We start from the raw sequence: 26823 nt of genomic DNA on the forward strand, positions 1-26823 counted from the left end.
CTGTCATAGCTTCAGACGCCCTTGCTAAGGACAGATCATGATCCGGTATTCCAAAAAGTATTCCAAAGAAAATTAAAAACCTAAAATATCCATATAAATCAAAGTCTTATTATTTCCGTTCAGATTACCCCGGCCCACCAATTCGAAGCATCGACAAAACCCGCCTAGTGCGGGTTTTGTTGTTTCTGGAGGCTGGAAAGCCCAGCCGGCGGGCCTTCGGATTTTTCCTTCAAGATGTCGCGCCGTTGGTGAACTGTTCCCACTCCCCCTACACGGCTAACCTCCTCCTGTCGCTGCAAAATCAGCGACCGGGTTTAGCAGCTCGGTTAATATCAAGGCCTGCAACGCCACCATCCGTTCAGCATCAGCTGGACTGCGTTATGGCGGCTGTGCGTGGGGCACTTTCGGGTGCGCTGGGTTCCTTGATTCCTGGTCTGCTAACCCGCGTACAGTCGCCACCCTCTTCGTTTAGCAGCGATGCCTGGCGACTCCACCAATCAAGGAGTTTGCGCCATGAAAAAAATCACCCCAAATCCCCCAGCGAACCTTTTCACGGTCGCTCAAGACATCGACCCAGAAACCCTCTTGATTCAAGCCAGCGAAACCCTGGCCTCGCTGAACGCTATCACCACTGACCTAGCCTTCGAACTCGAAGGCGAAAACCGTCAAAAGCTTTTGGGCAGCCAACAATTAATCGTGCTGGGTGAGTTATTGATCGAGCGGGTGCTGTCCGTACTGCACCCCACAACCGCCACATCACCTTCCCCGCAGTAGTAAAAATCAAAAGGCCGATTTGCTACGCAGCAACTCGGCCTTAAGAACCTTCAATCCTCGGCGCACCTTGGTTCAAAACAAGCAGGCTATCGGCGGCCGTTGACCCGCTGGGCAGAGCTCGAGGTATGGACTGCACATGGCTGACGGCCAGTCATTCTCCTGCCACCACATAAACATCGCACCCGACTAAGGATCTGGCGGCACTGGCCTGGCACTCATCTTGGCATGCAGGAGGGTCCCCCCTTTGTAACCAGCTTCTATCTGTCGACGAGGACCAGTTTCCTTCTCTCGATTGGTACCGATAAAACGATGCTGGTGCGCGTTTCGCCATAATTATTAATCTTCGCGATAACGTTCTCAATGTCTGCCATCGACTTGGCATAGATTCTAATAAGGTAAGAGTCATTACCCGTAACGTGCAGGCATTCAACGACCTCTGGGATGTCGTTGAGCGTCGCGATCAACTTGGATTTTGATGGTTTGAAGGTCGTCATGCCGACAACGGCTGATATGCCAAACCCCAGCTTCGCTGGATCAACCTGAGCACAATAGCCAGAAATGATTCCCCCATCCTCGAGCTTTCGCAGACGGTCAGTTGTGGCAGGAATGGAAAGGCCCGCGTGCTTTGACAATTCGGTAATGGAAATGCGCCCCAAATCTTGCACCACGCTCAAGATTTTGATGTCTATACGATCCATGAAGGTCTTCCGTGAAAAAAGGTGAAAATTTTAATGAAGCTCATACAATTTCCATTAAAAAATAATCCATCAAAAAAGTAGTAAGTGCTAGCCTATTTTCAGCCCATGAAAACTCTACAAAAAACAAACGACGAACTGCTTCACTTTTGAAACGCTGCCCAACAGAGTGAAGATTACCGAGCTTCTGCCGCATAAGTGGAATCCTGTCGAAGCGACTATTTTCCAAGCGTCTAATTTTTAGGAGAAAGCCATAAAGGCTTTATCAATTGTACGGCCCAGTGGCGGCCGAATCGCTTCTGGCGAGAAAATCCTCGAAGTCCGTCGTTGGCTTCCAGACTTAGATCCTTCCGAGGATCTCCTGATTGTGGAAAACGAGCGATTTCTCCATAACGATGGGGACGAAGACGATAACGGTATTGCCGTGGCAATTGTGCGCGTGAAAGCCGTGCGTCCCTTCATCCTCGCTGATATGCAAGCGGCCTGTGCAAGCTATTTTGAGGATGGCTGGCTCGCATGGGTGTTGAGTGACATAAGGCCAGTCACACCCCCTGTGACCATCCGTGCGGCACGGGGTATCTACGAGGTAGATTTCCTTCTCCCAGACAAACGCTGAACATTGAGCAAGATGTGTTGGACAGACGCTTACTTTTAGCAGTGCAACCGTATCAGACATCTATCTCGCGATAGGACGTTTGAAAGCCTATATCGAGTTAAAAATGCAGCCCCTAGCGCTTTAATAGGGGCCGCTGCACGCTCCCTGTTGCCCTTATGCAGCAGCGGCAAGCATGACACCGGTGAACACTTGATACGCACCAAGGACGGTGATGGTCGATCCGGAAAAGTAGTTAATCAATTTGAGTTTTGACTTGGATATTCTGGTTTTGAATGCGGAGGAAAAACCGCTTAATCCAAGCCACCAAACCGCGGAACCTAGAAATATACCGGTCACCATTGGCCACACTGAAGGCTGGCCTTGGTCGCCGACCATGCCATCGCTCATTGACGCGAATATGGCGATGAACGACAAGATGGTCATCGGGTTCGATAAGGTCAAAAGCAATGTCGTCGAATAGGCTTTCATCATGCCGGCCCGTTCGCCCGACAAGGCGGTTGCAGGCTCCTTTGACTTTATCGTCTGGTAGCCGATGTACGCCAGAAAAAGCCCGCCGAAAATGCACAGCCAGGGTTTGAACATAATCAGTGTTGTGATAATCGCGGTGATCCCTAACGCGCCTATAAAGCCATACATTGCGTCGGCGGTTGCTGCCCCTAACCCTGTTGCAAAACCTGACCTCCAGCCTCGCATAAGGCTGCGCTGTATACATAAAAGGCCTATTGGGCCGACGGGGGCTGCTATGCACAGTCCGATAATCATCGACTTCATAAAGATCAACATAAATTCCCCTCCGTAATTGAGTTTATAGATTAGATGCTGAACGCGCGCAGATGAATTAAATATTCAACTATTTTTGACAAGTTTATATATATTTTAAAGGCATAAATAAAAAACAACCTTACTTATTAAGGAAAGCAAAAAAAACCTTCACATAGCGAAATCATTCACTCATCGGGTCAATTGACGCCCCTCTGCTTCAGCAATAGACCTGCTGAACTCCACTCGACGAGAGCGTCAAAAAAGAGGTTCCGAGTCGATCCGTCTATTCTTGGAGCGCCCCCAGCAGAATGAACACTGCTTGATTTCACCCCTTCTTTGTGGCGAGAATTTTCGCCAAATGAAACATCCAATTTTAGTAAACCACCATACCTACAGCTCAACGGCATTTACGCCGAAGGCCCTTCAACAAAAAAGACGTCCACGGACGTCTTTTTTTGTACCTGAAATTCGCCCCCAATCACCCCCGCGCCGGATCTCTATGCACCACCAACATCCCCACAAAAACCACCCCCACCACCCCCACCGATATCATCAACCCATACCCACTCACATAAGAAACCATCGCCCCCGTAGCAATCGGCCCCAACACACTCCCCAACGTATAAAACATCGCAATCGCCGTCATCGCCGTAGACACCTGATGCTCCCCCACCCTATCTCCCGCTTCGATCACGGCCAGGGTGTTCATGCCGCCAATCGCGCCGCCCCAGAGGAATACGATGAGCGTCGCCAACCAGGGAAGCGGCTGGCTGAATGGGATGGCGAGGGTGCCTAGCAGCAGGATCAATCCGCAGACCAGTTGGCCGATTTTGTAGGAGCTGCGGTCGGCCATCCAGCCGATGGGCAGTTGCAGCAGGGTGCCGCCGATGCCGAAGACTGAGATCAGCAGGGTCGCGGCGGTGAGCAGGTAGCCGGCCGAGAGGCTGTAGCTGGCCAGGAATGATACGGATGAGGTTTCGGCGAAGCCGGCGATAAATGCGCCGCAGAGTGCGGTGGGGATGACGCTGAATAATTTGCCGTGGCGTTTTTCTGCCGGGGTTTGTGGTTGGGTGTCGTAGGGTCTGAGGGTGAGTGCCAGTAGGCCGGAGAGCAGGACGATGACGGCGCAGGCGTAGTAAGGCGCGGCGCTGCCGACGCCGAAGACCACCAGCAGCAGCGGGCCGACGGCGATGCCCAGGCCCATGAGGGTTTCGTGTACGCCAATCGCGCGGCCGCGTTCGTCTTTGGAAGCGACGGCGACGATCCAGGTATCGCAGGCGATCCAGCGCAGGATCAGGCCGATACCGAGGACAAAATTCAGCGCAAAAATCAGCACCAGGTGGTGAGTCAAGGTCATGCCGATCAATGCGCCCACGGTGAGCAGCGCACTGAGGATGTTGGTCTTGGCCAGCCCCAGGTGGGCGAGCAAACGCGGCACCCATTTGTACAGCAGCAGGATCGCCAGCCACGAGGCGCTGACGATCACGCCGATCTTGGCCGGCTCCACGCCTTGCTGTTCCAGCGACAGCGAAAGCAGTGGCGTAACGGTGCCGATCTGCACGATCTGCGAGAGTGCCGAGAGGGTATTGATCTTGGTTAAGGCAAACCAGCGCTGTTTGTCGGTGTATTCGATGCTCGGACTTTCCATGGGTGACAGGCCTTGGTTAGGCAGCAGTAGAACGCCCGAACTGCCAAGGGGCAAAGTAGCGATTAGTACCCTGCCAACCTGCCAGGCACCAATATTCTTAATGACTAAGGATATAAAAACCGAGAGTTACCTTATCTAAAAAAAGGTGTTTGAATCGCCCCAGGTTTCGTAGACACCTCTTTCCCATTACCCTGACGACCTTTATCAGACAACCGGAAGTCAGATACCCGTGCTCAAGCCCCTCGCCGTCATCGCCCTCGCCTTCACGCCCTTCCTCGCCAACGCCGCCGACCTCGCGGGCGTGTGGCAGGGCACGCTGGGTAAATCCGCCATCACCGCCTGTTTCAACGGCGCCGACGGCGAACAGGGCAGCTACTACTATCAGCGCATTCTCACGCCGATCCAACTGACCCAGGCCAGCGACAACGCACCGTGGGTGGAAGCCGGCAATACCGGGCTGTGGAAGCTGGACAAACCTCAGGGCGATACGCTCGCGGGCGCCTGGAGCAAAACCAAAGACGCCAAATCGCTGCCACTGGCCTTGAAACGCATAAGCACCGACGGCTGCGGCAGCGACGCCTACAACGCGCCCATGGAAGCCGCGCCGCTGCCGGTGAAGACCGAGAAAAAAAGCTTCGAAAACCACGCTTATTTGCTCAAGGCCCAAGGCGCACAGGTCACGATCAAGCTCGAAGGCGACAGCCCGGCGATTCAGAAGATCAACCAGCAACTCGCCGCCCTGGCCGTCAGCGATGAGGCGCAGGCGGACTATTTCCAGGAGCGTCGTGAGTACCTCGGGCGAAACGGCTCGGGCTACACCAGCGAAATCGACGTCGAGCCTACGTATTGGTCATCGCAATTCATCACCGTAAAGTTCTATCGCTGGGCGGCGGGTACCGGCGCGCGAGGCATCAGTTGGGGGCTGCACTCCTGGAACCTGCAAACCGGCGAACGTGTTGACCCGTGGACCTGGCTCGGTGGCCAACAACAATGGTATGACGTCTACTCCGGGCACGTGAAGTTGCCTGCCACCTTCAGCGCCTGGCTGGCCAAACAAACCACCACTGACGAGGGCTGCCCGGCAATCACCAGTTACGACAGTTTCGACCTGAGCTTCAACACCCAAGGCCTGCAACTCTCCACACGCGCCACGGGCGACGGCTGCGACAATGACTTGAGCTTCACCTGGGCGCAATTGGAGCCGGTACTCACCGAGCCAGGCAAAGCGGCGCGGCCCAGCTTGAAACTGCCTTGAATACGGGGCTGAGCGAGCCGTACAAAAACCCCACACTCGTTCACGAAATGTTAAGAAACGGATACATATACTGACCGATTAACATGGCCGCTCCCCCGAGCGGTCCCCTGCTTCGGTAGCCAGAACCATGACGCGTCCCGTTCCTCTGCTGCTCCTTCTCGTTGCTGTGTTGTTCTTCTTCGCCCTTGGCAGCCATGAGCTGCAAGGCTCCACCGAAGCCCGCGTCGCCGGGATCGCCATGGCCATGCACCTGGACAATGACTGGGTGATCCCGCGCCTGTTCCGTGAACCCTTCCTGGAAAAACCACCCCTGAGCCTGTGGCTGGATGCTGGCGCCATTCGCCTGTTTGGCGGCACCAGTTGGGCGGTGCGCCTGGCGTCGGCGTTCGCCGGGTTGTTCAGTGTGATGCTGTTTTACGCGATGCTGCGCAAGTTCGGGCGGCCGCAAACCCTGGCGTTCTGCGCCGCGCTGATCCTGGCGACCATGGCCAGTTACTGGGGCAATGTGCGCGGCGTGGGCGAGGACTCATTGCTCAGCCTCGGCGTGACCACAGCGCTGCTGGGGTTCTACCAGGCCGTGCGGACTGATCGCGAAGGCTCAAGTGGTTGGGCCTGGGCGATGTTTACCGTCGGCATGGTCATCGCCACGTTGAGCAAAGGCGTGCTGGGCCTGGCGATGCCGGGCATTGTGATTTTTGTGTATTTGCTCAGCACCAGCCTGATGGATAAACGCCTGCGCATCGGCGACTGGCTCAAGCCGGCGTTGTTCACGCTGCTGGCGCTGGTGCCGCTGTTGATCTGGCTGGGCTTCCTGTTCCAGCGCGGCGGTATGCAGGCGGTGGCTGAAGTGCTGTGGACCAACAGCGTAGGACGCTTCAGCGGCTCCTTCGTCGAGGCCGGGCATTACGAACCGATCTACTACTACATCGCCAAGCTGCCCGAAGCCTTTTTGCCGTGGAATATCCTGGTGTACCTGGGCCTGTGGCACTTTCGCAAAAGCCTGGTGCGCAACCGCTACCGCCTGTTTTTCAGCGTGTGGCTGGTGGCGCAGTTCACCCTGCTGACCCTGGCGTCGAGTAAACGCACGGTTTATTTGATGGCCCTCACGCCAGCCGCCGCCGTGCTCGCCGCGGAATATGCCGGGGTGTTGCTGGAATGGCTTAAAGCCCACAAACCGGCGATTTACCGCTACCACCGGCGTGTGATCGTCGGTGCTTTTACCCTGGCCATCCTCAGCTATATGAGCGCCGCGTTCTGGTTCGCGCCAAAGGCCGACAAACGCGAGTCGTTCGTGCCGGTGATCAGCCAGGCCAAAGCCTTTCAAACCGAAGGCAAGGACGTGGTGCTGTTCCAGCCTAACGAGCGTATCGCCGGGGCCAGCGTGTTCTATCTGCAGGCGTACTTGCCGATCCTGCAGACCGAAGCCGAGTTGCGCAGCTTCCTCACCGCCAAGCCCGGCAACATTGCGTTGCTGGACCGCACCGAACAGTTGAGCGAGAAGGTCAACGTGATCAAGGAAATGAAGATCGGCCGCCAGCCTTACTACTTTGTGACGCAGTAAGGCTAACGCGGGGCATCAGTGCTTGGTGAGCTTGTCCAGGTAACCCATGGCAAACGCCGAGACCACGAAGGTCATGTGGATGATCACGTACCACATCAAATGCTGCGGATCGACGTTCTTGGCGTCCATGAAGATGCGCAGCAGGTGGATGGACGAAATCGCCACGATGGAAGCCGCCACTTTCATCTTCAGCGACGAAGAGTCCATGGTGCCCAGCCAGTTGAGCTTTTCTTTGTTCTCATCGATATCCAGCTGCGAGACGAAGTTCTCGTAGCCGGAAATCATCACCATCACCAGCAAACCGCCGACCAGCGCCATGTCGATCAACGACAGCAGCAACAGGATCACTTCCGATTCCAACATGGTGAAGATGTTGGGCAGGACGTGGATGATTTCCTGGAAAAACTTCAGCGCCAGGATCAGCAGACCCAGGGAAAGCCCCAGGTAAATCGGCGCCAGCAGCCAGCGCGAGGCGTACATCGTATTTTCGATAAAGCGTTCCATCAGATCTCACACAGCCAGGCTAAAAATGGCCGCGAGTATACCAGCCGCCTCCAAACAGCTGGAACCACGAGAAAACTGATCTGTACGGCATCTGTAAGAGAATTTTTCTGCTAGTGTCGAGTCCTCTCACTCGGCTCGATGATGTCGGACAGGAAGATTCAGATGACGGATGTGCGATCCCCTTTGGCCACCCTTGGCCTGTGTGCGGTGTTGCTGATGGCTGGTGGCTGCTCCCCGAAAGAAGAGCAGAAGCAGGCCACCCTCGAAGAGAAAACCGCAAAGTTCGAACAATCGCTGGACAGCATTCAAGACCCCAAACTCAGAGACGCCATCGCCGACCTCGGCGGCTCCCTGCTGTTGCTGGAACGGGCGCGCGTCAAGCTCGCCAACAAGCCTATCGAAGCCGAATACGGTGAAGATACCCTGGCCCTGCTCACGCACTACCCCACGCCCCAAGCCTTGGTCGACACCTACATCAACGGCCTGTTCGTGCTGCGCAAAGCCTCGCACTCCGACTACCTGACCGATTTGCAGCCGGTATTCCCGTTCAGCTTCAACAGCCCCGACCAGTTCCCCTTCCCCCACGGCCTGGAATGGCAGTCGGTGACCTTGAGCAACAATAAAGTCATCCCCTTCCAGCCGGAATGGTCGGAAACCGACCCGGGTATCCAGTTGAGCCCCAGCAGCTCCAACCTGACCAACCCCGATGACTTGACCGTGACCTACCCGTTTATCGAAGGCGTCGAGACCGACAACAAGAGCCAGCCGCAGCCCGTCAGCCTCAAAGGCTCGGTTGAAGTGGTCGCGCCGGGCAAGGTGCTGACCTTCGACCTGTCGAAAAAAGACGTAGGCCACAAGCGCACCGAAGGCAATATCACCCTCAACCTGCTGTTGCTTGAAAAAAACTACGCCGAGATTGAACTGACCAACAGCGAACCGCTGGCGCCGGAAGTCGGCGATGAATCGCCCAACCCATTGCTGGTGCAGGCCCGCGACAGCACCGGGCAGTACCTGACCCGCTCGGGTTCAATCAACGAAAATGCCGCGCAAGTGGCGTTCTACGAGAAACAACTGGCCGAGATGCAAAAGCAGAAGGCCTGGTCGGATGCCTTTGAAAAACAACTCACCGACGAACAAAAAGCCTTCGAGCACAAACAGAGCAGCCACTACGCCAAGGTGTATTTCAATGGCCTGATCGACACCCTGCAGGTCGATGTACTGGACTTCTCCAAAGCCACCCTCACCCGCAAAGACCTGGACCTGCCGGTGCAGCGCTTCGACAAGAACAGCCTGCAAAGCAGCGTGCAAGCGCTGCCGATGCCGGTCACCGTGTACGACGACAGCGCCGCCAGTTGGCTTAAAGACGCCGCCATGACCGAGGACCAGCTGAAAAAAAGCGTGACCATCACCCAGTCGACCGAAGACGCCAGCGCGGCGAAGATCGTGTTTGACCACCCGTTCACGTTCAATGACGACCTGGTCGGTGCTGATCGCAACAACAGCGACGCGCCCATCACCTTCTTCACGGCGGACGACAAAGGCGAGCGCGGCGAGCCGATTGAACTGCCCACCGAGGCCTTCGAGCTGAACGCCGGCAGCGGCACACTCACCTATGACCTCAACCTGTTCCCGGAAAACCCGGCCTTTGTGGTGGGCTCGGTGCCGCTGTTTTTGGCCACCATCGAAAAAAACACGATAGACGTGGCCAAGCTGCCTAAAGGCCTGTCGCTCAAGGACAACGCGCTGATCGTCGACCAAAAGGAATTCCCCGCCGACAGCTGGCGCTTCTACGCCAAGGACGCCACGGGCAAGTACCTCAAGGAAATTCTCGGCGTGAGCCACCGCGCAGAGGAATACGGCACGGCGCTGTTTGATGTGCATTACTTCTACGGCCAGCCGACCAGCCTGGAAAGCTACCAGCGCACCGAACTGAACACCGTGCAATACGGTTTTGAGGTCAAGCTGGATAAGCCCGAGAGCAAATAACCCCGCCGATCGTCCCCACGCTCCGCGTGGGAATGCATCCTGTGACGCTCCTCGTCACCTGCCCACGGCTTGAACCTGCGCTGGCTGCGGGACGCGGAGCGTCCGGGGCGGCATTCCCACGCGGAGCGTGGGAACGATCATCACAGCGCCAATCGCCCTCGCCCGCCGTTGAGTTGTCGCAGATCTGCAGGTCATCAGCAGCGCATAGCCATGCAACGTCAGGCTATCGATCGTTCCCACGCTCCGCGTGGGAATGCATCCTGTGACGCTCCGCGTCACCTGCCCACGGCTTGAACCTGCGCTGGCTGCGGGACGCGGAGCGTCCGGGGCGGCATTCCCACGCGGAGCGTGGGAACGATCAGTGGTGGGTATCGCTGACCGGGTGCGAGCGCCCGCCGTTAAGTTGTCGCAGATGGGCCTGCAGGTGCAGGCACCAGATCTGCGGGTCATCGGCCAGCGCATAGCCGTGCAAGGTCAGGCTTTGCACAATCGACTCCAGAATGGTTTCCGCCACGAATGGCCCATGGAACGGGCCTTGGGACTTGATGGTGGACGGCTGCTCGCCGGTCATGCCGGCAGCAAACAATAAGGTCCACATGCCGTTATCCCCCGCGAGCGGGCGAATGGAGCATTCGATACGGGTGACCAGGCCCAGGCATTGGCGGGTAAGGCAAAGGTTGCGCGACATGGCGGCGACCCTCGGTAGATCGGTGTTCAGCCTCAATCACGCGGGGAGGCTGTCTCTGTCCTGCGACTCCTGTGGATATCCCTAAAAGTCAGAATAGAAGAAAACCAGTACAAACCAAGGTTGTAGGGACCAACGGGCGTTGGTCCCTGAAATGGGAGTCAATTTTGTGACGAAACACCACCGATCCAATGTGGGAGCTGGCTTGCCTGCGATGACTGACTCATAGCCGACACTTCTGCTGGCTGACCCACCGCTATCGCAGGCAAGCCAGCTCCCACATTTACCGCGTTCCGAACAGCAGATCAGGTTGGCTGGGTTTGCGCCAACGCCTGCTGGGCCAGCTCCTTCTCCGCCTCCTTCAAATCATCCTCACTGATCATCTCGGCGATCGCACGCAACCGCTCAACCACGCGCGCGTTCACTGTGCCTTCGGGGAATTGCCCTTCTTCGTCCGGCTCACCGGCAGGCTCGCCCACCAACAGGCTCAGCGCCTCATCGGCCTGGCGCACGGCATAGATATGGAACTGCCCGTCGCGCACGGCTTGCAGCACCTTCTCGTCGAGCATCAGCGTGGCCACGTTGGCCTGCGGGATGATTGCGCCCTGCTCGCCGGTCAAGCCGCGTGCTTCACAGAGGCGGAAGAAGCCTTCGATCTTCTCGTTGACCCCACCCACCGCCTGCACTTCACCGAACTGGTTGATTGAGCCGGTGATGGCAAAGCACTGCTTGAGCGGCGTTTTCGACAAGGCCGAAATCAAGGTACACGCCTCGCCCAACGACGCACTGTCACCGTCCACGTAACCGTAGGACTGCTCCAACGCGATACTGGCCGAGATCGCCAGCGGGAATTCCTGGGCATAACGGCTGCCCAGGTAACCGGTGAGGATCATCACGCCCTTGGAGTGGATCGGCTGGCCGAGGTTAACTTCGCGCTCGATGTCGACAATGCCGCTGCCGCCCGGGTACACCGTGGCGGAAATCCGCGCCGGCACGCCGAACGCCGAATCACCGACTTCCAGCACGGTCAGCCCGTTGCACTTGCCGACCGCCGCACCGGCGGTGTCGATCAGGATGACCCCGGCGAGCATGTCGTCGAGAATCCGCGCCGATACACGCCCGGTGCGCGTGGCCTTGGCCTTGAGCGCCCGTTCGATATGGCCGGCATCAGTCATCTCGTCGCCCGCCAGGTGGCGGATAAAGTCCGCCTCGCTGACCAGTTGGAACAAGTCGCCAATGCGCGCCGACAGACGCCCTTGGTGTTCCGCCAACCGTGCGCTGTAAGTGGCCAACCGCGCCACCGCGTCCGAGGTCAACGGCGCCATGCCTTCTTCCGAGGTGCGGGTTTTGAGCAACTGGGCGAACTGTTCCAGGCTTTCGTCGACCATCGGGATGTCTTCGTCGAAGTCCACCAGCACGCGGAACATCTCCTGGAAGTCCGGGTCGGCGTCCTGCAACGCGTAGTACAGCTGGCGCGAGCCGATGATGATGACCTTGACCTGCAACGGGATCATCTGCGGGTTGAGGGTCACGGTGGCCAAGCGGCCCAGCTCGCCCAGCGGCGACTCCATCTTCAGCTTGCGCGACTGCAAGGAGCGCTTGAGCGCGTCCCACACAAACGGCTCGCTGAGCATTTTCTCGGCTTCCAGGATCAGGAAACCGCCATTGGCACGGTGCAACGCGCCCGGACGCAACTGGCGATAGGTGGTGTAGAGCGCGCCTTGGTCGGTGCTGTATTCGATACGGCCGAACAGGTTGTCGTAGGTCGGGTGCGGCTCAAACACCACCGGCGCGCCGCCATTGACCGAATGGCCCACCACCAGGCTTGGGCAATATTGCTCTTCGAGCAGCTTGCGCGCCTGGGCGTCGGTCTTGGCGTCGTCGACCAATTGCTCAACCACGGTTTTCAGCAGGTAGACCTGCATGGCTTGCAGGTAACCGCAAACGCCTGCGTTTTCCGCGTATTTTTCCGACAGAGGCGCCAGCAAAGGTTGCAGGGCCAGGGTGATGGTTTCTTCGTTGAATTGGCGCAGTTGGTTGTTGGACTCACGCTTCCACTGCGGCAGGCTGGCCAGTTCTTCGTTGAGGCGCTCTTCCAGCTCGGAAATATCCGTGTGGAAGCGCTCGCGATCGACTTCCGGCAGTTGCGAGAACTCAGCTTCGTCCAGCGCCTTGCCGTCGAGCATCGGCGTGAAGGCGATGTTGGAGCTGTCGCGGTACAGCGCCACGTCTTTTTCCAGCGCCAGGCGCTCGATCACGTCCAAGGCCTTGTCGTAACGCTGGTTGAAGGCGCGGTCGATGGCGCTTTTGCGCTGTTGATAGGTCGGGTGTTCGAACACGGCCGGGAACGTGGCGACAAGGTTGTCGACCAAGCCGTTGATATCGGCGATGAACGCCGCCGCAGCGCCGCCCGGCAATTCCAGGGCACGCGGTTCGCGCGGCTCGTCAAAATTGTTGACGTAGACCCAGTCCGCCGGGGTCTGCAGGCGTTTGCCTTCGGCTTTCAGGTAGCGTTTGACGAACGAAAAGCGGCCGGTACCGGGCTCGCCCATGACAAACACGTTGTAACCGGGGCGTGGCATCGCCACACCGAACTGCAACGCTTCTACTGCGCGTTCCTGGCCAAGCACACCGCGAAAGGGCTCCAAATCATTGGTGGTCGAGAAGCTGAACTGTTCAGCGGAGAAAGGGCGAGTCAGCGCTTCGGGCGCTAGACGCAAGCTGGCAGCAACAGGATCAGGCATCGGGCTTCCTTACATCAGGCGGGGCAGATGACGGCATTCTGGCTCTCGCTGACGCGCTCTGGCAAGGCGAGCCTGTGGGAAAGCATAGACAGGGGATGCGTCTTACAAAAAAATCGCTGCCACGCTCGACAACCACACCGATTGTTTTATAAAAAATAACGGAACCCTAGGAACGTGCCTAAACTCCAAACTGCGCGGGTTGGACTAATAACTGGCCCCTAGGGCGCTGCGACGCGCCTGAACCCTTGTCCATTGGTTTGCACACAAAGAGAACAAAGCTATGAAACGGATCCTTCTTGGTACTCTCTTCACCGTTGTCTCCCTCAATGCAATGGCTGAATCGCCAGGTGGCCCGAACTGCGGTTGGGGCAACATGCTGTTCGAAGGCCAGCGCGGTACTCCCGCTCACTTCCTCGCTTCCACCACCAACGGCACCTCGGGTAACGCCACTTTCGGCATGACCTCGGGCACCAACGGTTGCAGCACCAACAGCGCCCTGACCTACGGCGGCAAGTCCTGGATTGCCATGAATGGCATGATGAACGAGCTGTCCGAAGACATGGCCAAAGGCAACGGCGAAGCGCTGACCACCTACGCGGTGGTACTGGGCGTTGCACCGGAAGATCGCGAGCACTTCGCGGCCGTGACCCACGAGCACTTCCAGCAGATCTTCAGCAAAGCTGACGTGACCGCCGACGACGTGCACAACAACACCCTGGCTGTACTGAAAAGCGATACCCGCCTGGCCAAATACGCCACCCAGGCTTAAGCTCGACCCGCCCGCGCCTTTCGAGGTGCGGGTTTTATTTCTGGTTTTATTTTTGGTTCTATTTTTGGGCCCGCCTCCCCTTTGGGTCTCACTACTTCCGACTTAAGTTGCCCTTATGCTCAAACGCTTTGCCTGGCTGGCACTCTTCGCCTGCGCCCCGCTGTACGCGGCGCCGCATATTGATGATCAACGTTTGCAGCAACTGGCCAACGATCCGTTCTGGCTGTCTTTGGGCCATTACGAAGCCGGCAAGCTCAAGGGCTGGCGCAGCTATGTCAGCGACAAAAAGTTCTTCCTCGCCCCCGATGGCGCCCACCACCCGGACCAGGAACTGCAGGCCACCGTGGAGGCGCTGTACGCCCCGGCCAGCCTCGGCGAAAAGCACGCCCAATGCGTTTACCCCGCACGTACCCGCTGGCTCAAGAGTCAGTTGAACCTCACCGACTTGCCCGCGCTGGAGTGCAAAGAATTCACCCAATGGTTCAAAGACGTCGCGCCCCATAGCGCGGTGATGATCTTCCCGGCGGCCTACCTCAACAGCCCGTCGTCGATGTTCGGCCACACCCTGCTGCGTATCGACCAGGCTGACGTGCAGAGCAACAACACCGCGCTGCTGAGCTACGCGATCAACTTCGGCGCCTATATCGAAGGCTCCGACAACAGCATCCTCTACGCCTGGAAAGGCCTGATGGGCGGCTACCCCGGCCTGTTCGCGCTGGTGCCGTACCAGGAAAAGCTCTCGGAGTACCGCAGCCTCGAAAACCGCGACCTGTGGGAATACCGCCTGAACCTCACCGAAGTCGAGACCAAGCGCATGGTCGAGCACGTGTGGGAGCTCAAGCAGATCCAGTTCGACTACTTCTTCTTTGATGAAAACTGCTCCTATCGCCTGCTGGAACTGCTGCAAGTGGCGCGCCCGAGCCTGCGCCTGACCGAGCAATTCCCGCTCACGGCGATCCCCACCGACACCGTCAAAGCGGTAAAAGAAGCGGGTTTGGTGGAGAAAATCGACTATCGCCCGTCCCGCGAACGTGAACTGCTCGAACGCGCCAAACCGCTGAATGGCGACGAGCAGCAATGGGTGCTGAAAATCAGCGACGACCAGAAGCAGTTGCAGGAACCGGCCTTCAAGGCCCTGCCCCGCGAGCGTCAGGCACTGATTATCGACGCCGCCTATCGCCTCGGCCGCTACCGCGCCAATGGCTTGGAGCGCGACACCGAACGCTCGCAACGCAGCTTCGAACTGCTGCGCGCGATCAACCAGAACCCGGCGCCCGACCTTAAAATCGAACGCCCCGGCCTGCCCGAAGACGGCCACGAGTCGCGCACCTGGCAAGCCGGCATCGGCACCCGCGGCAGCAAAACCTTCGGCGAATACGGCCTGCGCATGGCCTACCACGACCTCAACGACAACGCCGAAGGCTTCCCGCTGGGCGCGCAGATTGAAATTTTGCAGATGAAACTGCGCCAATACGAAGGCAACCACTGGCAACTGCAACAGCTGGACCTGGCCACCATCCGCTCCCTGACCCCGCGTAATGCGCTGTTGCAGCCGTGGTCATGGCAAGTGACCGGCGGCCTGGAGCGCGTGCCAGGCAAGCACGACGACGAAACCCTCGTCGCCCACGTCAACGGCGGCGCCGGCGGTACCTGGCAACTCACCGACGACATGCTGGGTTTTGCCCTCGGCACCGTGCGTGTGGAACATAACAACGACTTCAGCGAAGCCATCTCACCGGCTGCCGGGTTCAACACCGGCGTGCTGTGGAAAAACCCGCTGGGGAATCTGAGCCTTGAGGCCAAGGGTGATTTCTTCACCAATGGCGAAGTGCGGCGCAGTATCAGCCTTAACCAGCAGTGGGAGTTGTCGCGCAACCTGGGCCTGCGGTTGAGTGCCCAGCGTGAGTACAGCCATTTGTCGACGCCCGTGAATGAAGTGATGCTTGAAGTGAAGTGGTATCACTACTAACCACACCAGATCGCTCCCACGCAGAGCGTGGGAACGATCAATGGCGGAGTGTCAGTTGTTGATTTTTAGCTGACATACCGCCATCACAGGCAAGCCAGCTCCCACACTTTTTTGCGCCTGACTTGAGCTCTGCGCCGTTCACAGTTCAAAGGTGGGAGCCGGGCTTGCCCGCGATGGCGGTCGTCCAGGTAATGATGCATTGACTGACTCACCGCTTTCGCGAGCACGCGCGCTCCCACATTTGGTCCGTGCATATCCCGACACATCGCAATCAGGAGTTCCATCAACATGGCTGTTAACTGCACCTCCCTTGAACAAGTCCGCGAAAACATCGACCGCCTCGACCAACAAATCGTCACCCTGCTGGCCGAGCGCGGCCACTACGTTTCCCAGGCTGCGCGCTTTAAGAAAGACGCCGATGGCGTCAAGGCGCCACAACGGGTTGAACAGGTGATCGCCAAAGTGCGGGGTTTATCCGAGGCGGTGGGCGCCAACCCTGAGGTCACTGAGCAGGTGTATCGCGCAATGATTGCGGCGTTTATTCAGCAAGAGCTGGCTGAACATGCCGCATTGACGACCGACCAGACGACATAACCCCCTTTGTGGCGAGCAGGCTTGCCCTGCGTTGGGCTGCGCAGCAGACCCGATCTTTTGGGGCCGCTCCGCGCCCCAGCGGGAGCAAGCTCCCTCGCCACAGGACAGCGCCTGTCTTTAGATCGTTCCCGCGCAGAGCGTGGCCTGGCCCTTTAACTCAACACTTTTCTCACCGCCCTTTCACGCCTCCCCGACAAATCCCTGACTAGACTTCCCCTATCAGCCGTAAAGCGGCCAGGGAGTACGCCATGTGGCGGTCTGCGGTAATGCTGTGTGCGCTAGTGTGGTTGTCGGGTTGCCAGTCCACCCATCAGGATTTGATCGCCAAGGGTTATCCTCCCGCCTTTGCCGATGGCTTTGACGACGGTTGCAGCAGTGGTCGCCAGGCCGCTGGGGTCATCAGTGGGGAGTTTCGCAAGAATGTGCCGCGCTATCTCAAAGACCGTGAATACGCCGAAGGCTGGGAAGATGGCTTTCGCCAGTGCAAGGCCATGCGCGAGAACGAGGAGTTGCGCGACTACAAGGACAACCACTGGGATGACCGTGAACGCGCCTGGCAACAGGAGAAGGATCGCGACGCTGCCCGCGTCTATCGCCAGTAGTAGGTGGTTTTTCTGAAAAGCGGACGCAAAGCGTCCAGGGCTGCATGCCCACGCAGAGCGTGGGAACGATCACGCGGCGACCATGGCCCAAACTCCATAGAGGGAGAACTCCATGAGCCGAGCTTTTGTAAATGAAGACAACGCCGCCGCCCAGGCCGACCAGCCGGTGGAGCGCCTGGTGAGTGAGCAGCCCAATCGTCTCACCGCGCAAGGGTTAGCGCAGTTGCAGGCCAAGGTTGCGCAGTTGCAGCAGGAATACAGCCTCGAATCCGCCCAGGACAATAAGCAACGCCTGGCGGACCTTGAGCGCGATTTGCGCTACTTCAACCAGCGTGTGCAAAGCGCCCAGGTGATGCCACCAGCGACGTCTACCGACAAGGTGCAAATCGGCAGTTGGGTCACCTTTGCCAACGAGCAGGACGAGCAGCAGCGCATTCAACTGGTCGGCGAAGACCAGGCCGACGCCCACGCCCATCTGATCAACTGGGGCTCACCGCTGGGCCGCGCATTGCTGGGCGCCCAGGTCGGCGACGAAGTACTGTGGAAGCGCCCCGTCGGCGATCAGTTGATCGAAGTGCTGCGGGTTGAACCCGAGGCCTAGACGATGCCTTGGGCCAGCATCGCATCAGCGACTTTCACAAAGCCCGCGATGTTCGCGCCCTTCACGTAGTTGACCCGGCCGTTTTCTTCGCCGTAATGCACGCAGGCATGGTGGATCGACTGCATGATGTTGTGCAATTTGCTGTCGACTTCGCCCGCGGTCCACAGCAGGCGCATGGCGTTCTGCGACATTTCCAGGCCACTCACGGCCACGCCACCGGCGTTGGAGGCTTTGCCCGGTGCGAACAGAATGCCCGCCTCGATAAAGATATCCACAGCCTCAAGCGTGGTTGGCATATTGGCGCCTTCGGCCACGCAGATACAGCCATTGCGCAGCAGCGTGCGGGCGGCGTCGGCGTCGAGTTCGTTCTGGGTCGCGCAGGGCAGCGCGATATCGCAGGCCAACTCCCAAGGCGTTTTGCCTTGGCGGAACTCCAGGCCGAAACGCCCGGCCAGTTCGCTGATGCGGCCGCGCTGCACGTTTTTCAGCTCCAGCAGCGCCGACCATTGCTCCTCGGTCAAACCGCTTTCAGCGTACAAGGTGCCTTCGGAGTCGGAGAGGGAAACCACCTTGCCGCCCAGGTCCATGACTTTGCGCGCTGCGTATTGCGCGACGTTGCCGGAACCGGAGACGGCCACGCGCTTGCCCTCAACCCGCTGGCCGTTGCGCTTGAGCATTTCTTCAGCGAAGTACACGCAACCAAAGCCGGTGGCTTCAGGGCGGATCAGGCTGCCACCGTAGGCCATGCCTTTGCCGGTCAGCACTGAGGTGAACTGGTTGCTCAGGCGTTTGTACTGGCCAAACAGGAAGCCGATTTCACGCGCACCCACGCCGATATCGCCAGCCGGCACATCCACATCTGCGCCGATATGGCGGTACAACTCGCTCATGAACGCCTGGCAGAAGCGCATCACTTCGGCGTCGCTCTTGCCCTTGGGGTCGAAGTCCGCGCCGCCTTTGCCGCCGCCCATGGGCAGCGAGGTCAGGGAGTTTTTGAAGGTCTGTTCGAAGGCGAGGAATTTCAGCACGCCCAGGTTCACCGACGGGTGAAAACGCAGGCCGCCTTTGTAGGGGCCGATGGCGCTGTTCATCTGGATGCGAAACCCGCGATTGACCTGCACCTTGCCGTGATCATCCACCCACGATACCCGGAAGGTAATCGCGCGTTCCGGCTCGCAGATGCGCTCCAGAATGCCCGACGTCAGGTAGTGGGGGTTGGCTTCAAGAAACGGCCACAGGCTGCGCAGGACTTCTTCTACGGCCTGGTGAAATTCCGGCTGGTCGGGGTCGCGTTTCTTGAGGCGGGAAAGGAAGGATTCGACAGATTCGATCATGGAGAAGTCTCGGCAAATTGATTGTTTTTAAATGAGATTGAGCCGGACCTTAGCAATTCATGTTGCACCTGAAAAGCGCAAAATGTCGCCTTTGTGAATTTAAATGGTGCTTTATATATAAATTACTATGATTTTTTGCACCATTAAGGGGATTTCAAATCAGTAAATGCACCAACAGATAAACCGCTATCGCAGGCAAACCAGCTCCCACATTTGATCGGGTTGCCAATTTGAAATGCGGCCGAAGGTGGGAGCTGGCTTGCCTGCGATAAATCCACCTCGGTCCTCCTGAAACACACGCAAAAAAAAGCGGAGCCCGAAGGCTCCGCTTTTTCAAACCAACCCAACTCAGGCCAGTTTTTTGTGCCGTACACGGTGCGGCTGGGCAGCAGCATCACCCAAACGCTTCTTACGGTCCGCTTCGTACTCGGTGTAGTTACCTTCGAAGAACACCGCTTGGGAGTCATCTTCGTACGCCAGGATGTGCGTCGCGACGCGGTCAAGGAACCACCGATCGTGAGAGATCACAATGGCGGCGCCCGGGAAGTCCAGCAGGGCTTCTTCCAGGGAACGCAGGGTTTCAACGTCGAGGTCGTTGGACGGTTCGTCGAGCAGCAACACGTTGCCGCCTTCTTTCAGGGTCAGTGCCAGGTGCAAGCGACCGCGCTCACCACCGGACAGGTCCTTGACGAACTTCTGTTGATCGCCGCCCTTGAAGTTGAAACGGCCGACGTAAGTGCGCGACGGAATCTCATAGTTGCCGATGCGGATCTGGTCGGACCCCTCGGAGACTTGCTGGAATACCGTTTTGCTGCCGTCCAGGTCTTCGCGGCTTTGATCCACGCAGGCCAGTTGCACGGTTTCACCGATTTCGATGCTGCCCGAATCCGGGGTTTCCTTGCCCATCAGCATGCGGAACAGTGTGGATTTACCCGCACCGTTACCACCGATAACGCCGACGATCGCGCCTTTTGGCATGGAGAACGACAGGTTGTCGATCAACACGCGGTCGCCATAGCCTTTGCAGACGTTCTTGAATTCGATGACCTTGTCACCCAGGCGCGGGCCGGCCGGGATGTAGATCTCGTTGGTTTCGCTGCGCTTCTGGAATTCCTGCGACTGCATTTCTTCAAAGCGTTGCAGACGTGCCTTGGATTTGGACTGGCGGGCCTTGGCGCCTTTGCGCACCCACTCCAGTTCTTCCTTCATGGCTTTTTCGTGGGCCGATTGCTGCTTGGATTCGGCGGCCAGACGGTCGGACTTGGCTTCCAGCCAACCGGAGTAGTTGCCCTCGTAAGGGATACCGGCGCCACGGTCGAGCTCGAGGATCCAGCCGGCGACGTTGTCCAGGAAGTAGCGGTCGTGCGTGATCGCTACCACGGTGCCCGGGAAATCGTGCAGGAAGTGCTCCAGCCAGGCGACGGAATCGGCGTCCAAGTGGTTGGTCGGTTCGTCGAGCAGCAGCATGTCGGGAGCCGACAGCAGCAGGCGGCACAGGGCCACACGGCGTTTTTCACCGCCGGAGAGGAATTCGACCTTGGCATCCCACGCTGGCAAACGCAGCGCGTCGGCGGCGACTTCCAGCTGGCGCTCCAGGTTGTGGCCGTCGCCAGCCTGCAGGATGGCTTCGAGCTTGGCCTGTTCAGCGGCCAGCTTGTCGAAGTCGGCATCTTCTTCGGCGTAGGCGGCGTAGACCTCGTCCAGGCGGGCCTGGGCGTTCTTGATCACGGCCACCGCTTCTTCGACCACTTCACGCACGGTCTTGGTCGGGTCCAGGATCGGCTCTTGCGGCAGGTAGCCGATGTTCAGTTCGGGCATCGGGCGCGCTTCGCCTTCGAACTCGGTGTCGACGCCGGCCATGATTTTCAGCAGCGTGGACTTACCCGAACCGTTGAGGCCGAGCACGCCGATCTTGGCGCCGGGGAAGAAGGACAGCGAAATGTTTTTCAGGATTTCCCGCTTCGGCGGAACAACTTTTCCCAGCCGATGCATGGTGAAGACGTATTGAGCCATGGTGAACCTAGCGTCAGTGACTGATGAATTAAGCGGGCGAAGCCCGTGCAGGCCATGCGCCGCGCGGGCCGTTGACTATCATCAATGCCTGCGAGCGGAAAAAGCCTGAATGTCTGGGGCTGGAACGCCCCCGCGTAACCGGCAAAGCTACCTGAATGCGCTTGGGCAGTCCAGCCAAGCGGGGCTGGCACTTTGCCACAAGGCAAGGCATGCTAGCCGCCCTCCGGGCGTCCGGCTTATAGTGCACGTCGCGCGCCAGTCCAGCCAAACCGCAGGATCACAGCTTGTCCAAAGTCACGCCGCCCACGCCCTTGCGCGCCGCTCATATAGCGCCGGGCGCGCCCCTGCACGGCACTTTAAAAGGCGCACTGGCGATGCTGGTGCTGGTGCTGCTGGCGTTATTGTTCTGGCAGCTGTTGGACCAACTGCAGCAAAACCAGAAAAACCAACAGCAATACACCATCGATTACAGCGCCGACCTGGCTGAACAGATCAGCCTGAACATGGCCCTGAGCGCGAAAATCGCCTTGAACCTGCTGCCGATGGTCGAGCCGCCGCGCAACGACGAGCAACAACAGGCGCTGATGCGCACCTTGCAACGCTCGTTGCCGGAGCTGCGCAGTTTCGCCCTGCTCGCCCCCAGCGGCGCGCTGATCAGCGACAGCGCCAAAGGCAGCCAGGACCGCGCCTGGCTTGAAGAGCTGGTGCAGCGCAGCCACTCGCAACCTTATTACTTGAGCAACAGCCCCGACGGCACCCTGATCTATCTGTTGCTTCAGCAGCCCAGCGGCGGCTCGAAAATGTACTGGGCCTTGCGCCTGGCGCCCAGCTACCTGAGCAACCTCACCCGCCAGGACGGCCAGGGCCAGCGGCCGATGTGGGCCATCGAGAACCGCCTGAACCACCGCGTGGTCAGCCGCGACAGTGGCATGCCTGCGCAATGGGCCGCGGCGCTGACGCCGGATGAATTGAACAAAAGCGTGCTGGTTACGCCCCTGAGTAAAAGCGATTGGCAATTGCGCGGCCTGTTTGACCGCAGCGCGGTGCTGGAGCAACTGCTGCCGGCGTTTATCGGCAAATGCCTGCTGGGCCTGGCGTTCTCGCTGATCCCGCTGATCGTGCTGCTGAACATGCGCCGCCGCCAGCGCCAGGTGCATGAAGGCCGCCGGCGTTATCAGGATATTTTCGAAGGCACCGGCGTGGCCCTGTGCGTGTTGGATCTGTCGGGGCTCAAGGCGTTTTTTGACAAGACCCACGTGCAGACCCGTGAGCAATTGCAGGTCTGGTTGCTCAACAACACCGCCGGGCGCCAGCAACTGCTCAAGGAACTGCGCATTACCGAGGTCAACCAGGTGGCCGTGCGCCTGCTGAATGTCGGCTCATGCGAGCAAGCCTGGGAACGCCTGATCGATGATTGCCCAAGCAATGCCACCGCCATCGGCTATCAAGTGCTCGAAGCCGTTCTGACCCAGCAAAAACAGCTGGAGCTGGAAATCCAGCTCAATGACGTGGCCGGCAATGACCAATATCTGTGGCTGGTGATGCGCCTGCCGGAGCAGCAGGACGACTTCAAGGCCGTGATTCTCAGCATCAGCGATATCACCAGCCGCAAGCTGATCGAACTGTCGCTGGTGGAGCGTGAGAGTTTCTGGTCGGACGTGGTGCGCACCGTGCCTGATCACCTGTATGTGCAGGACGTGATCAGCCAGCGCATGATTTTCAGCAACCACCATTTGGGCCATACCCTCGGCTACAACAAGGCCGAACTGCAGCAAATGGGCGAGTACTTCTGGGAAATCCTGCTGCACCCCGAGGATGCCGAGTATTACCACGACTTGCGCCTGCAACAGCGCGAGGTCGGCTACACCACCCAACTGCAATGCCAGCTGCGCTTTCGCCATCGCAATAACCAGTGGCGGCGCTTTGATATCCGTGAGCAAGCGCTGGCGCGGGATAAAACCGCTGTGGTCACGCGGATCATCGGCGTGGCCAAGGACATCACCGACCAGATCGAAGCCAGTGAATCGCTGCGTGACAGCGAGCAGCGCTACCGCATGCTGGCCGAAAGCATCAGCGACGTGATCTGCTCCACCGACAGCCAGCTTGCGCTCAATTACATCAGCCCATCAGTCAACGCCGTGCTGGGTTATGACGTGGACTGGGTGTTCAAGAACGGCTGGCAGTCGATCATCGCCAACCCGCAGCAACTGACCGGCATCTACAGTTTGGTGGAACAGGTCAGCCGTGCGCTCGGCGACCCCGAGGCGCTGAACAGACTGCGTGATGATATCCACACCCAACTGTTCCTGTTCGACTGCCTGCGCGCCGACGGCCGCAAGGTGCCGATCGAGTTGCGCCTGGTGCTGGTTTGGGACGAACACGGCGCGTTTGAAGGCATCCTGGGTGTGGGCCGCGATATCAGCCAGCAACGCCGCGCCGAAAAAGACCTGCGCATGGCGGCCACGGTATTCGAGCACTCAACCTCGGCGATCCTGATCACCGACCCGGCCGGTTATATCGTGCAGGCCAACGAGGCGTTCAGCCGGGTCAGCGGCTATGCAGTGGCAGACGTGCTGGATCAATTGCCGAACATGCTCACGGTGGATGAACAGCAGGAGGCGCACCTGCGTTACGTGCTCAAGCAGTTGCATCAGCACAGCACCTGGGAAGGTGAAGTGTGGCTCAAGCGTCGCAATGGCGAGCATTACCCGGCCTGGGTCGGCATTACCGCCGTATTCGACGATGAAGGCGACCTGGCCAGCTACGTGTGTTTCTTCAGTGATATCAGCGAGCGCAAGGCCAGCGAGCAGCGCATCCACCGCCTGGCGTATTACGACGCCCTGACCCACCTGCCCAACCGCACACTGTTCCAGGACCGCCTGCACACCGCGCTGCAGTCGGCCGAACGGCAAAAGTCGTGGGTGGTACTGATGTTCCTCGACCTCGACCGTTTCAAACCGATCAACGACTCCCTGGGCCACGCCGCCGGCGACCGCATGCTCAAGGAAATGGCCACCCGCCTGCTGGGCTGCGTGGCCGAAGACGACACCGTGGCACGTATGGGCGGCGACGAGTTCACCTTGCTGCTGCAACCGCGGGTCAGCCGCGAGATGGCGCTGAACCGTGCAATTACCGTGGCCGAGCAGATCCTGGCAAGCCTGGTGAAGCCATTTGTGCTGGAGGGCCGCGAGTTCTTTGTGACCGCCAGTATCGGCATCGCCTTAAGCCCGCAGGACGGCAACGAACTGAGCCAACTGATGAAAAACGCCGACACGGCGATGTACCACGCCAAAGAGCGCGGCAAGAACAACTTCCAGTTCTACCAGGCGGACATGAATGCCAGCGCCCTGGAGCGCCTGGAGCTGGAGAGCGACCTGCGCCACGCCTTGGACCAGAACGAATTCGTGCTGTATTACCAACCGCAGTTCAGCGGCGACGGCAAGCGCCTGACCGGCGCCGAAGCCCTGCTGCGCTGGCGTCACCCGCGCCGTGGGCTGGTGCCGCCGGGGGACTTCATCCCGGTACTGGAGGAATTGGGGCTGGTGGTGGACGTGGGCGACTGGGTGATCGCGGAAGCCTGCCGCCAGCTCAAGACCTGGCACCAGAACAAGGTGCGCGTGCCGAAAGTCTCGGTGAACATCTCGGCGCGTCAATTCTCCGATGGGCAGTTGGGCGAACGCATCGCCACTATTCTCAAGGACACCGGCCTGCCGCCGGCGTGCCTGGAGCTGGAGCTGACCGAAAGTATCCTGATGCGCGAAGTCAACGAGGCCATGCAGATCCTCGCCAGCCTGAAAAACCTGGGCCTGAGCATTGCGGTGGACGACTTCGGCACCGGTTATTCGTCGCTCAACTACCTCAAGCAATTCCCCATCGATGTGTTGAAGATCGACCGAACTTTCGTCGACGGCCTGCCGTCCGGCGAGCAGGACGCGCAAATTGCCCGCGCGATTATCGCCATGGCCCACAGCCTCAACCTGGCGGTGATCGCCGAGGGCGTCGAAACCCATGAGCAGCTGGATTTCCTGCGTGAACATGGCTGTGATGAGGTGCAGGGTTATCTGTTTGGGCGGCCGATGCCGGCAAATCGGTTTGAAGCGCAGTTCAGCAATGATGCGCTGTTCATGTTCGACTGAAGCCTTGTGGTGGGGCTGATGGCCCTATCGCAGGCAAGCCAGCTCCCACATTTTGAATTGTGAATACCTTCAGGTGTGGGAGCTGGCATGCCTGCGATAGGGCCAGTACAGGCACCGCCCATCCCTGGATGAGCCCCACTTGTCCGCGACATGATGTCCTTTCATATGCCATCTAAAACCCATTGGGTTAGAATGCCTTCCTTTTCTGCCCCCGATCCTTGAGGACCGCCATGTTCAGCCGTGATTTGACTATTGCCAAGTACGACGCCGATCTCTTCGCCGCCATGGAGCAAGAAGCCGTGCGCCAGGAAGAGCACATTGAGCTGATCGCTTCGGAAAACTACACCAGCCCTGCGGTGATGGAGGCTCAAGGTTCGGTTCTGACCAACAAATACGCCGAAGGCTACCCAGGCAAGCGCTACTACGGTGGTTGCGAGTACGTCGACGTGGTTGAGCAACTGGCAATCGACCGTGCCAAGGAACTGTTCGGCGCCGATTACGCCAACGTTCAGCCACACGCCGGTTCCCAAGCCAACAGCGCCGTGTACCTGGCCCTGCTGCAAGGCGGCGACACCATCCTGGGCATGAGCCTGGCCCACGGCGGTCACCTGACCCACGGCGCCAGCGTTTCCTCCTCCGGCAAGCTGTACAACGCCGTTCAATACGGTATCGATGCCAACGGCCTGATCGACTACGACGAAGTCGAGCGCCTGGCCGTTGAGCACAAGCCAAAAATGATCGTGGCCGGTTTCTCTGCCTACTCGCAGATCCTGGATTTCCCACGTTTCCGCGCTATCGCTGACAAAGTCGGCGCATATCTCTTCGTTGATATGGCTCACGTAGCCGGTCTGGTCGCCGCTGGCGTCTACCCGAACCCGGTGCCTTTCGCTGACGTCGTGACCACCACCACGCACAAGACCCTGCGCGGTCCACGTGGCGGCCTGATCCTGGCTCGCGCCAACGCCGAGATCGAGAAGAAGCTGAACTCTGCCGTATTCCCAGGCGCCCAAGGTGGCCCGCTGGAGCACGTGATCGCCGCTAAAGCGATCTGCTTCAAAGAAGCCCTGCAGCCTGAGTTCAAGACTTACCAGCAGCAAGTGGTGAAGAACGCCCAGACCATGGCCAGCGTGTTTATCGAGCGCGGCTTTGACGTGGTGTCCGGCGGTACTGAAAACCACCTGTTCCTGCTGTCGCTGATCAAGCAGGACATCTCCGGTAAAGACGCTGACGCCGCACTGGGCAAAGCCTTCATCACCGTGAACAAAAACTCCGTGCCGAACGACCCACGTTCGCCGTTCGTCACCTCCGGCCTGCGCTTCGGCACCCCGGCTGTGACCACTCGTGGCTTTAAAGAAGCAGAGTGCAAGGAACTGGCCGGCTGGATCTGCGACATCCTGGCTGACCTGAACAACGAAGCCGTGATTGACGCGGTCCGTGAGAAGGTCAAGGCCATCTGCAAAAAACTGCCGGTGTACGGCGCTTGATTGCAGTTGCTTGAATAAAAAGCCCGGCTCTTGAGCCGGGCTTTTTTATGGCCGTTCTCAAATTGAAATACGGTTCAATGTGGGAGCTGGC

At 58.8% G+C, this 26823-nt stretch carries 21 protein-coding genes; 12 read left to right on the plus strand and 9 right to left on the minus strand.

Annotation, left to right across the window (positions count from 1 at the left end):
- Positions 1 to 513 precede the first annotated feature (513 nt).
- Positions 514 to 774 carry a DUF6124 family protein gene (locus HU759_RS26180; protein ID WP_017139284.1) on the plus strand — a complete coding sequence of 87 codons (261 nt, stop codon included), beginning with the start codon at positions 514 to 516 and terminating at the stop codon, positions 772 to 774.
- Positions 775 to 1031: 257 nt separating this feature from the next.
- On the opposite strand, the gene HU759_RS26185 is transcribed toward HU759_RS26180, so the two are convergent.
- Entirely contained in the window at positions 1032 to 1472 is a 441-nt protein-coding gene (locus HU759_RS26185) for an Lrp/AsnC family transcriptional regulator (RefSeq protein ID WP_176991788.1), read from the minus strand.
- 40 nt (positions 1473 to 1512) lie between these two features.
- On the minus strand, positions 1513 to 1665 hold the full coding sequence (locus HU759_RS26190; RefSeq protein ID WP_176991789.1) for a hypothetical protein: 153 nt from the start codon (positions 1663 to 1665) through the stop codon (positions 1513 to 1515).
- 72 nt (positions 1666 to 1737) lie between these two features.
- Here HU759_RS26190 and HU759_RS26195 point away from each other — a divergent pair, with 72 nt between their 5' ends.
- Positions 1738 to 2085, plus strand: a complete 348-nt coding sequence (locus HU759_RS26195; protein ID WP_225933070.1) for an ASCH domain-containing protein — start codon at positions 1738 to 1740, stop codon at positions 2083 to 2085.
- 153 nt (positions 2086 to 2238) lie between these two features.
- On the opposite strand, the gene HU759_RS26200 is transcribed toward HU759_RS26195, so the two are convergent.
- Both HU759_RS26200 and HU759_RS26205 read right to left on the minus strand, forming a co-directional pair.
- The gene (locus tag HU759_RS26200) at positions 2239 to 2868 is read right to left on the minus strand and encodes a LysE family transporter (protein WP_186617078.1); all 630 of its coding nucleotides are present in this window, start codon (positions 2866 to 2868) and stop codon (positions 2239 to 2241) included.
- Between the two features lie 457 nt (positions 2869 to 3325).
- Positions 3326 to 4495 carry an MFS transporter gene (locus HU759_RS26205; RefSeq protein ID WP_186617080.1) on the minus strand — a complete coding sequence of 390 codons (1170 nt, stop codon included), beginning with the start codon at positions 4493 to 4495 and terminating at the stop codon, positions 3326 to 3328.
- Positions 4496 to 4724: 229 nt separating this feature from the next.
- Between HU759_RS26205 and HU759_RS26210 the strand changes: the two genes are divergently transcribed.
- Positions 4725 to 5750, plus strand: a complete 1026-nt coding sequence (locus tag HU759_RS26210) for a hypothetical protein (RefSeq protein WP_186617081.1) — start codon at positions 4725 to 4727, stop codon at positions 5748 to 5750.
- Positions 5751 to 5877: 127 nt separating this feature from the next.
- Positions 5878 to 7311, plus strand: a complete 1434-nt coding sequence (locus tag HU759_RS26215) for a glycosyltransferase family 39 protein (protein ID WP_017139290.1) — start codon at positions 5878 to 5880, stop codon at positions 7309 to 7311.
- A gap of 15 nt (positions 7312 to 7326) precedes the next feature.
- On the opposite strand, the gene HU759_RS26220 is transcribed toward HU759_RS26215, so the two are convergent.
- Positions 7327 to 7815 (minus strand): TIGR00645 family protein, encoded by a 489-nt coding sequence (locus tag HU759_RS26220; RefSeq protein ID WP_017139291.1) that lies wholly within the window; start codon positions 7813 to 7815, stop codon positions 7327 to 7329.
- Positions 7816 to 7977: 162 nt separating this feature from the next.
- Here HU759_RS26220 and HU759_RS26225 point away from each other — a divergent pair, with 162 nt between their 5' ends.
- Positions 7978 to 9801: a hypothetical protein gene (locus tag HU759_RS26225; RefSeq protein WP_017139292.1), complete on the plus strand. Its 1824-nt coding sequence runs from the start codon at positions 7978 to 7980 to the stop codon at positions 9799 to 9801.
- A 358-nt stretch (positions 9802 to 10159) separates the two neighbouring features.
- On the opposite strand, the gene HU759_RS26230 is transcribed toward HU759_RS26225, so the two are convergent.
- Both HU759_RS26230 and HU759_RS26235 read right to left on the minus strand, forming a co-directional pair.
- On the minus strand, positions 10160 to 10489 hold the full coding sequence (locus tag HU759_RS26230) for a hypothetical protein (protein WP_099547625.1): 330 nt from the start codon (positions 10487 to 10489) through the stop codon (positions 10160 to 10162).
- A 302-nt stretch (positions 10490 to 10791) separates the two neighbouring features.
- The gene (locus HU759_RS26235) at positions 10792 to 13230 is read right to left on the minus strand and encodes an ATP-binding protein (protein WP_056858239.1); all 2439 of its coding nucleotides are present in this window, start codon (positions 13228 to 13230) and stop codon (positions 10792 to 10794) included.
- A gap of 280 nt (positions 13231 to 13510) precedes the next feature.
- Here HU759_RS26235 and HU759_RS26240 point away from each other — a divergent pair, with 280 nt between their 5' ends.
- The 5 genes from HU759_RS26240 (at position 13511) to HU759_RS26260 (ending at position 17765) form a co-directional block, all read left to right on the plus strand.
- Positions 13511 to 13999: a DUF3015 domain-containing protein gene (locus tag HU759_RS26240; protein ID WP_017139294.1), complete on the plus strand. Its 489-nt coding sequence runs from the start codon at positions 13511 to 13513 to the stop codon at positions 13997 to 13999.
- A gap of 115 nt (positions 14000 to 14114) precedes the next feature.
- Complete coding sequence (locus HU759_RS26245) at positions 14115 to 15968, plus strand: DUF4105 domain-containing protein (protein ID WP_186617083.1); 1854 nt, start codon at positions 14115 to 14117, stop codon at positions 15966 to 15968.
- Positions 15969 to 16256: 288 nt separating this feature from the next.
- Positions 16257 to 16562 carry a chorismate mutase gene (locus tag HU759_RS26250; protein WP_017139296.1) on the plus strand — a complete coding sequence of 102 codons (306 nt, stop codon included), beginning with the start codon at positions 16257 to 16259 and terminating at the stop codon, positions 16560 to 16562.
- Positions 16563 to 16810: 248 nt separating this feature from the next.
- Positions 16811 to 17164: a hypothetical protein gene (locus HU759_RS26255; RefSeq protein ID WP_186617085.1), complete on the plus strand. Its 354-nt coding sequence runs from the start codon at positions 16811 to 16813 to the stop codon at positions 17162 to 17164.
- Between the two features lie 112 nt (positions 17165 to 17276).
- A complete protein-coding gene (locus tag HU759_RS26260; protein WP_138452045.1) occupies positions 17277 to 17765 on the plus strand; it encodes a GreA/GreB family elongation factor in 489 nt (162 codons plus the stop codon).
- On the opposite strand, the gene gdhA is transcribed toward HU759_RS26260, so the two are convergent.
- The gene (gdhA, locus tag HU759_RS26265; RefSeq protein ID WP_176991794.1) at positions 17762 to 19099 is read right to left on the minus strand and encodes an NADP-specific glutamate dehydrogenase; all 1338 of its coding nucleotides are present in this window, start codon (positions 19097 to 19099) and stop codon (positions 17762 to 17764) included. The two genes, HU759_RS26260 and gdhA, sit on opposite strands and share 4 nt — an antisense overlap.
- Before the next feature lie 348 nt (positions 19100 to 19447).
- Positions 19448 to 21112, minus strand: a complete 1665-nt coding sequence (gene ettA, locus HU759_RS26270; protein ID WP_056858231.1) for an energy-dependent translational throttle protein EttA — start codon at positions 21110 to 21112, stop codon at positions 19448 to 19450.
- Between the two features lie 284 nt (positions 21113 to 21396).
- Here ettA and HU759_RS26275 point away from each other — a divergent pair, with 284 nt between their 5' ends.
- Together HU759_RS26275 and glyA are read left to right on the plus strand one after the other, a co-directional pair.
- Positions 21397 to 25248 carry a bifunctional diguanylate cyclase/phosphodiesterase gene (locus tag HU759_RS26275; protein ID WP_017139301.1) on the plus strand — a complete coding sequence of 1284 codons (3852 nt, stop codon included), beginning with the start codon at positions 21397 to 21399 and terminating at the stop codon, positions 25246 to 25248.
- 230 nt (positions 25249 to 25478) lie between these two features.
- A complete protein-coding gene (glyA, locus tag HU759_RS26280) occupies positions 25479 to 26732 on the plus strand; it encodes a serine hydroxymethyltransferase (protein ID WP_053137906.1) in 1254 nt (417 codons plus the stop codon).
- Positions 26733 to 26823 lie beyond the last annotated feature (91 nt).

It is taken from the genome of Pseudomonas sp. OE 28.3 (assembly GCF_014268205.2).
Classification (GTDB): domain Bacteria; phylum Pseudomonadota; class Gammaproteobacteria; order Pseudomonadales; family Pseudomonadaceae; genus Aquipseudomonas; species Aquipseudomonas edaphica.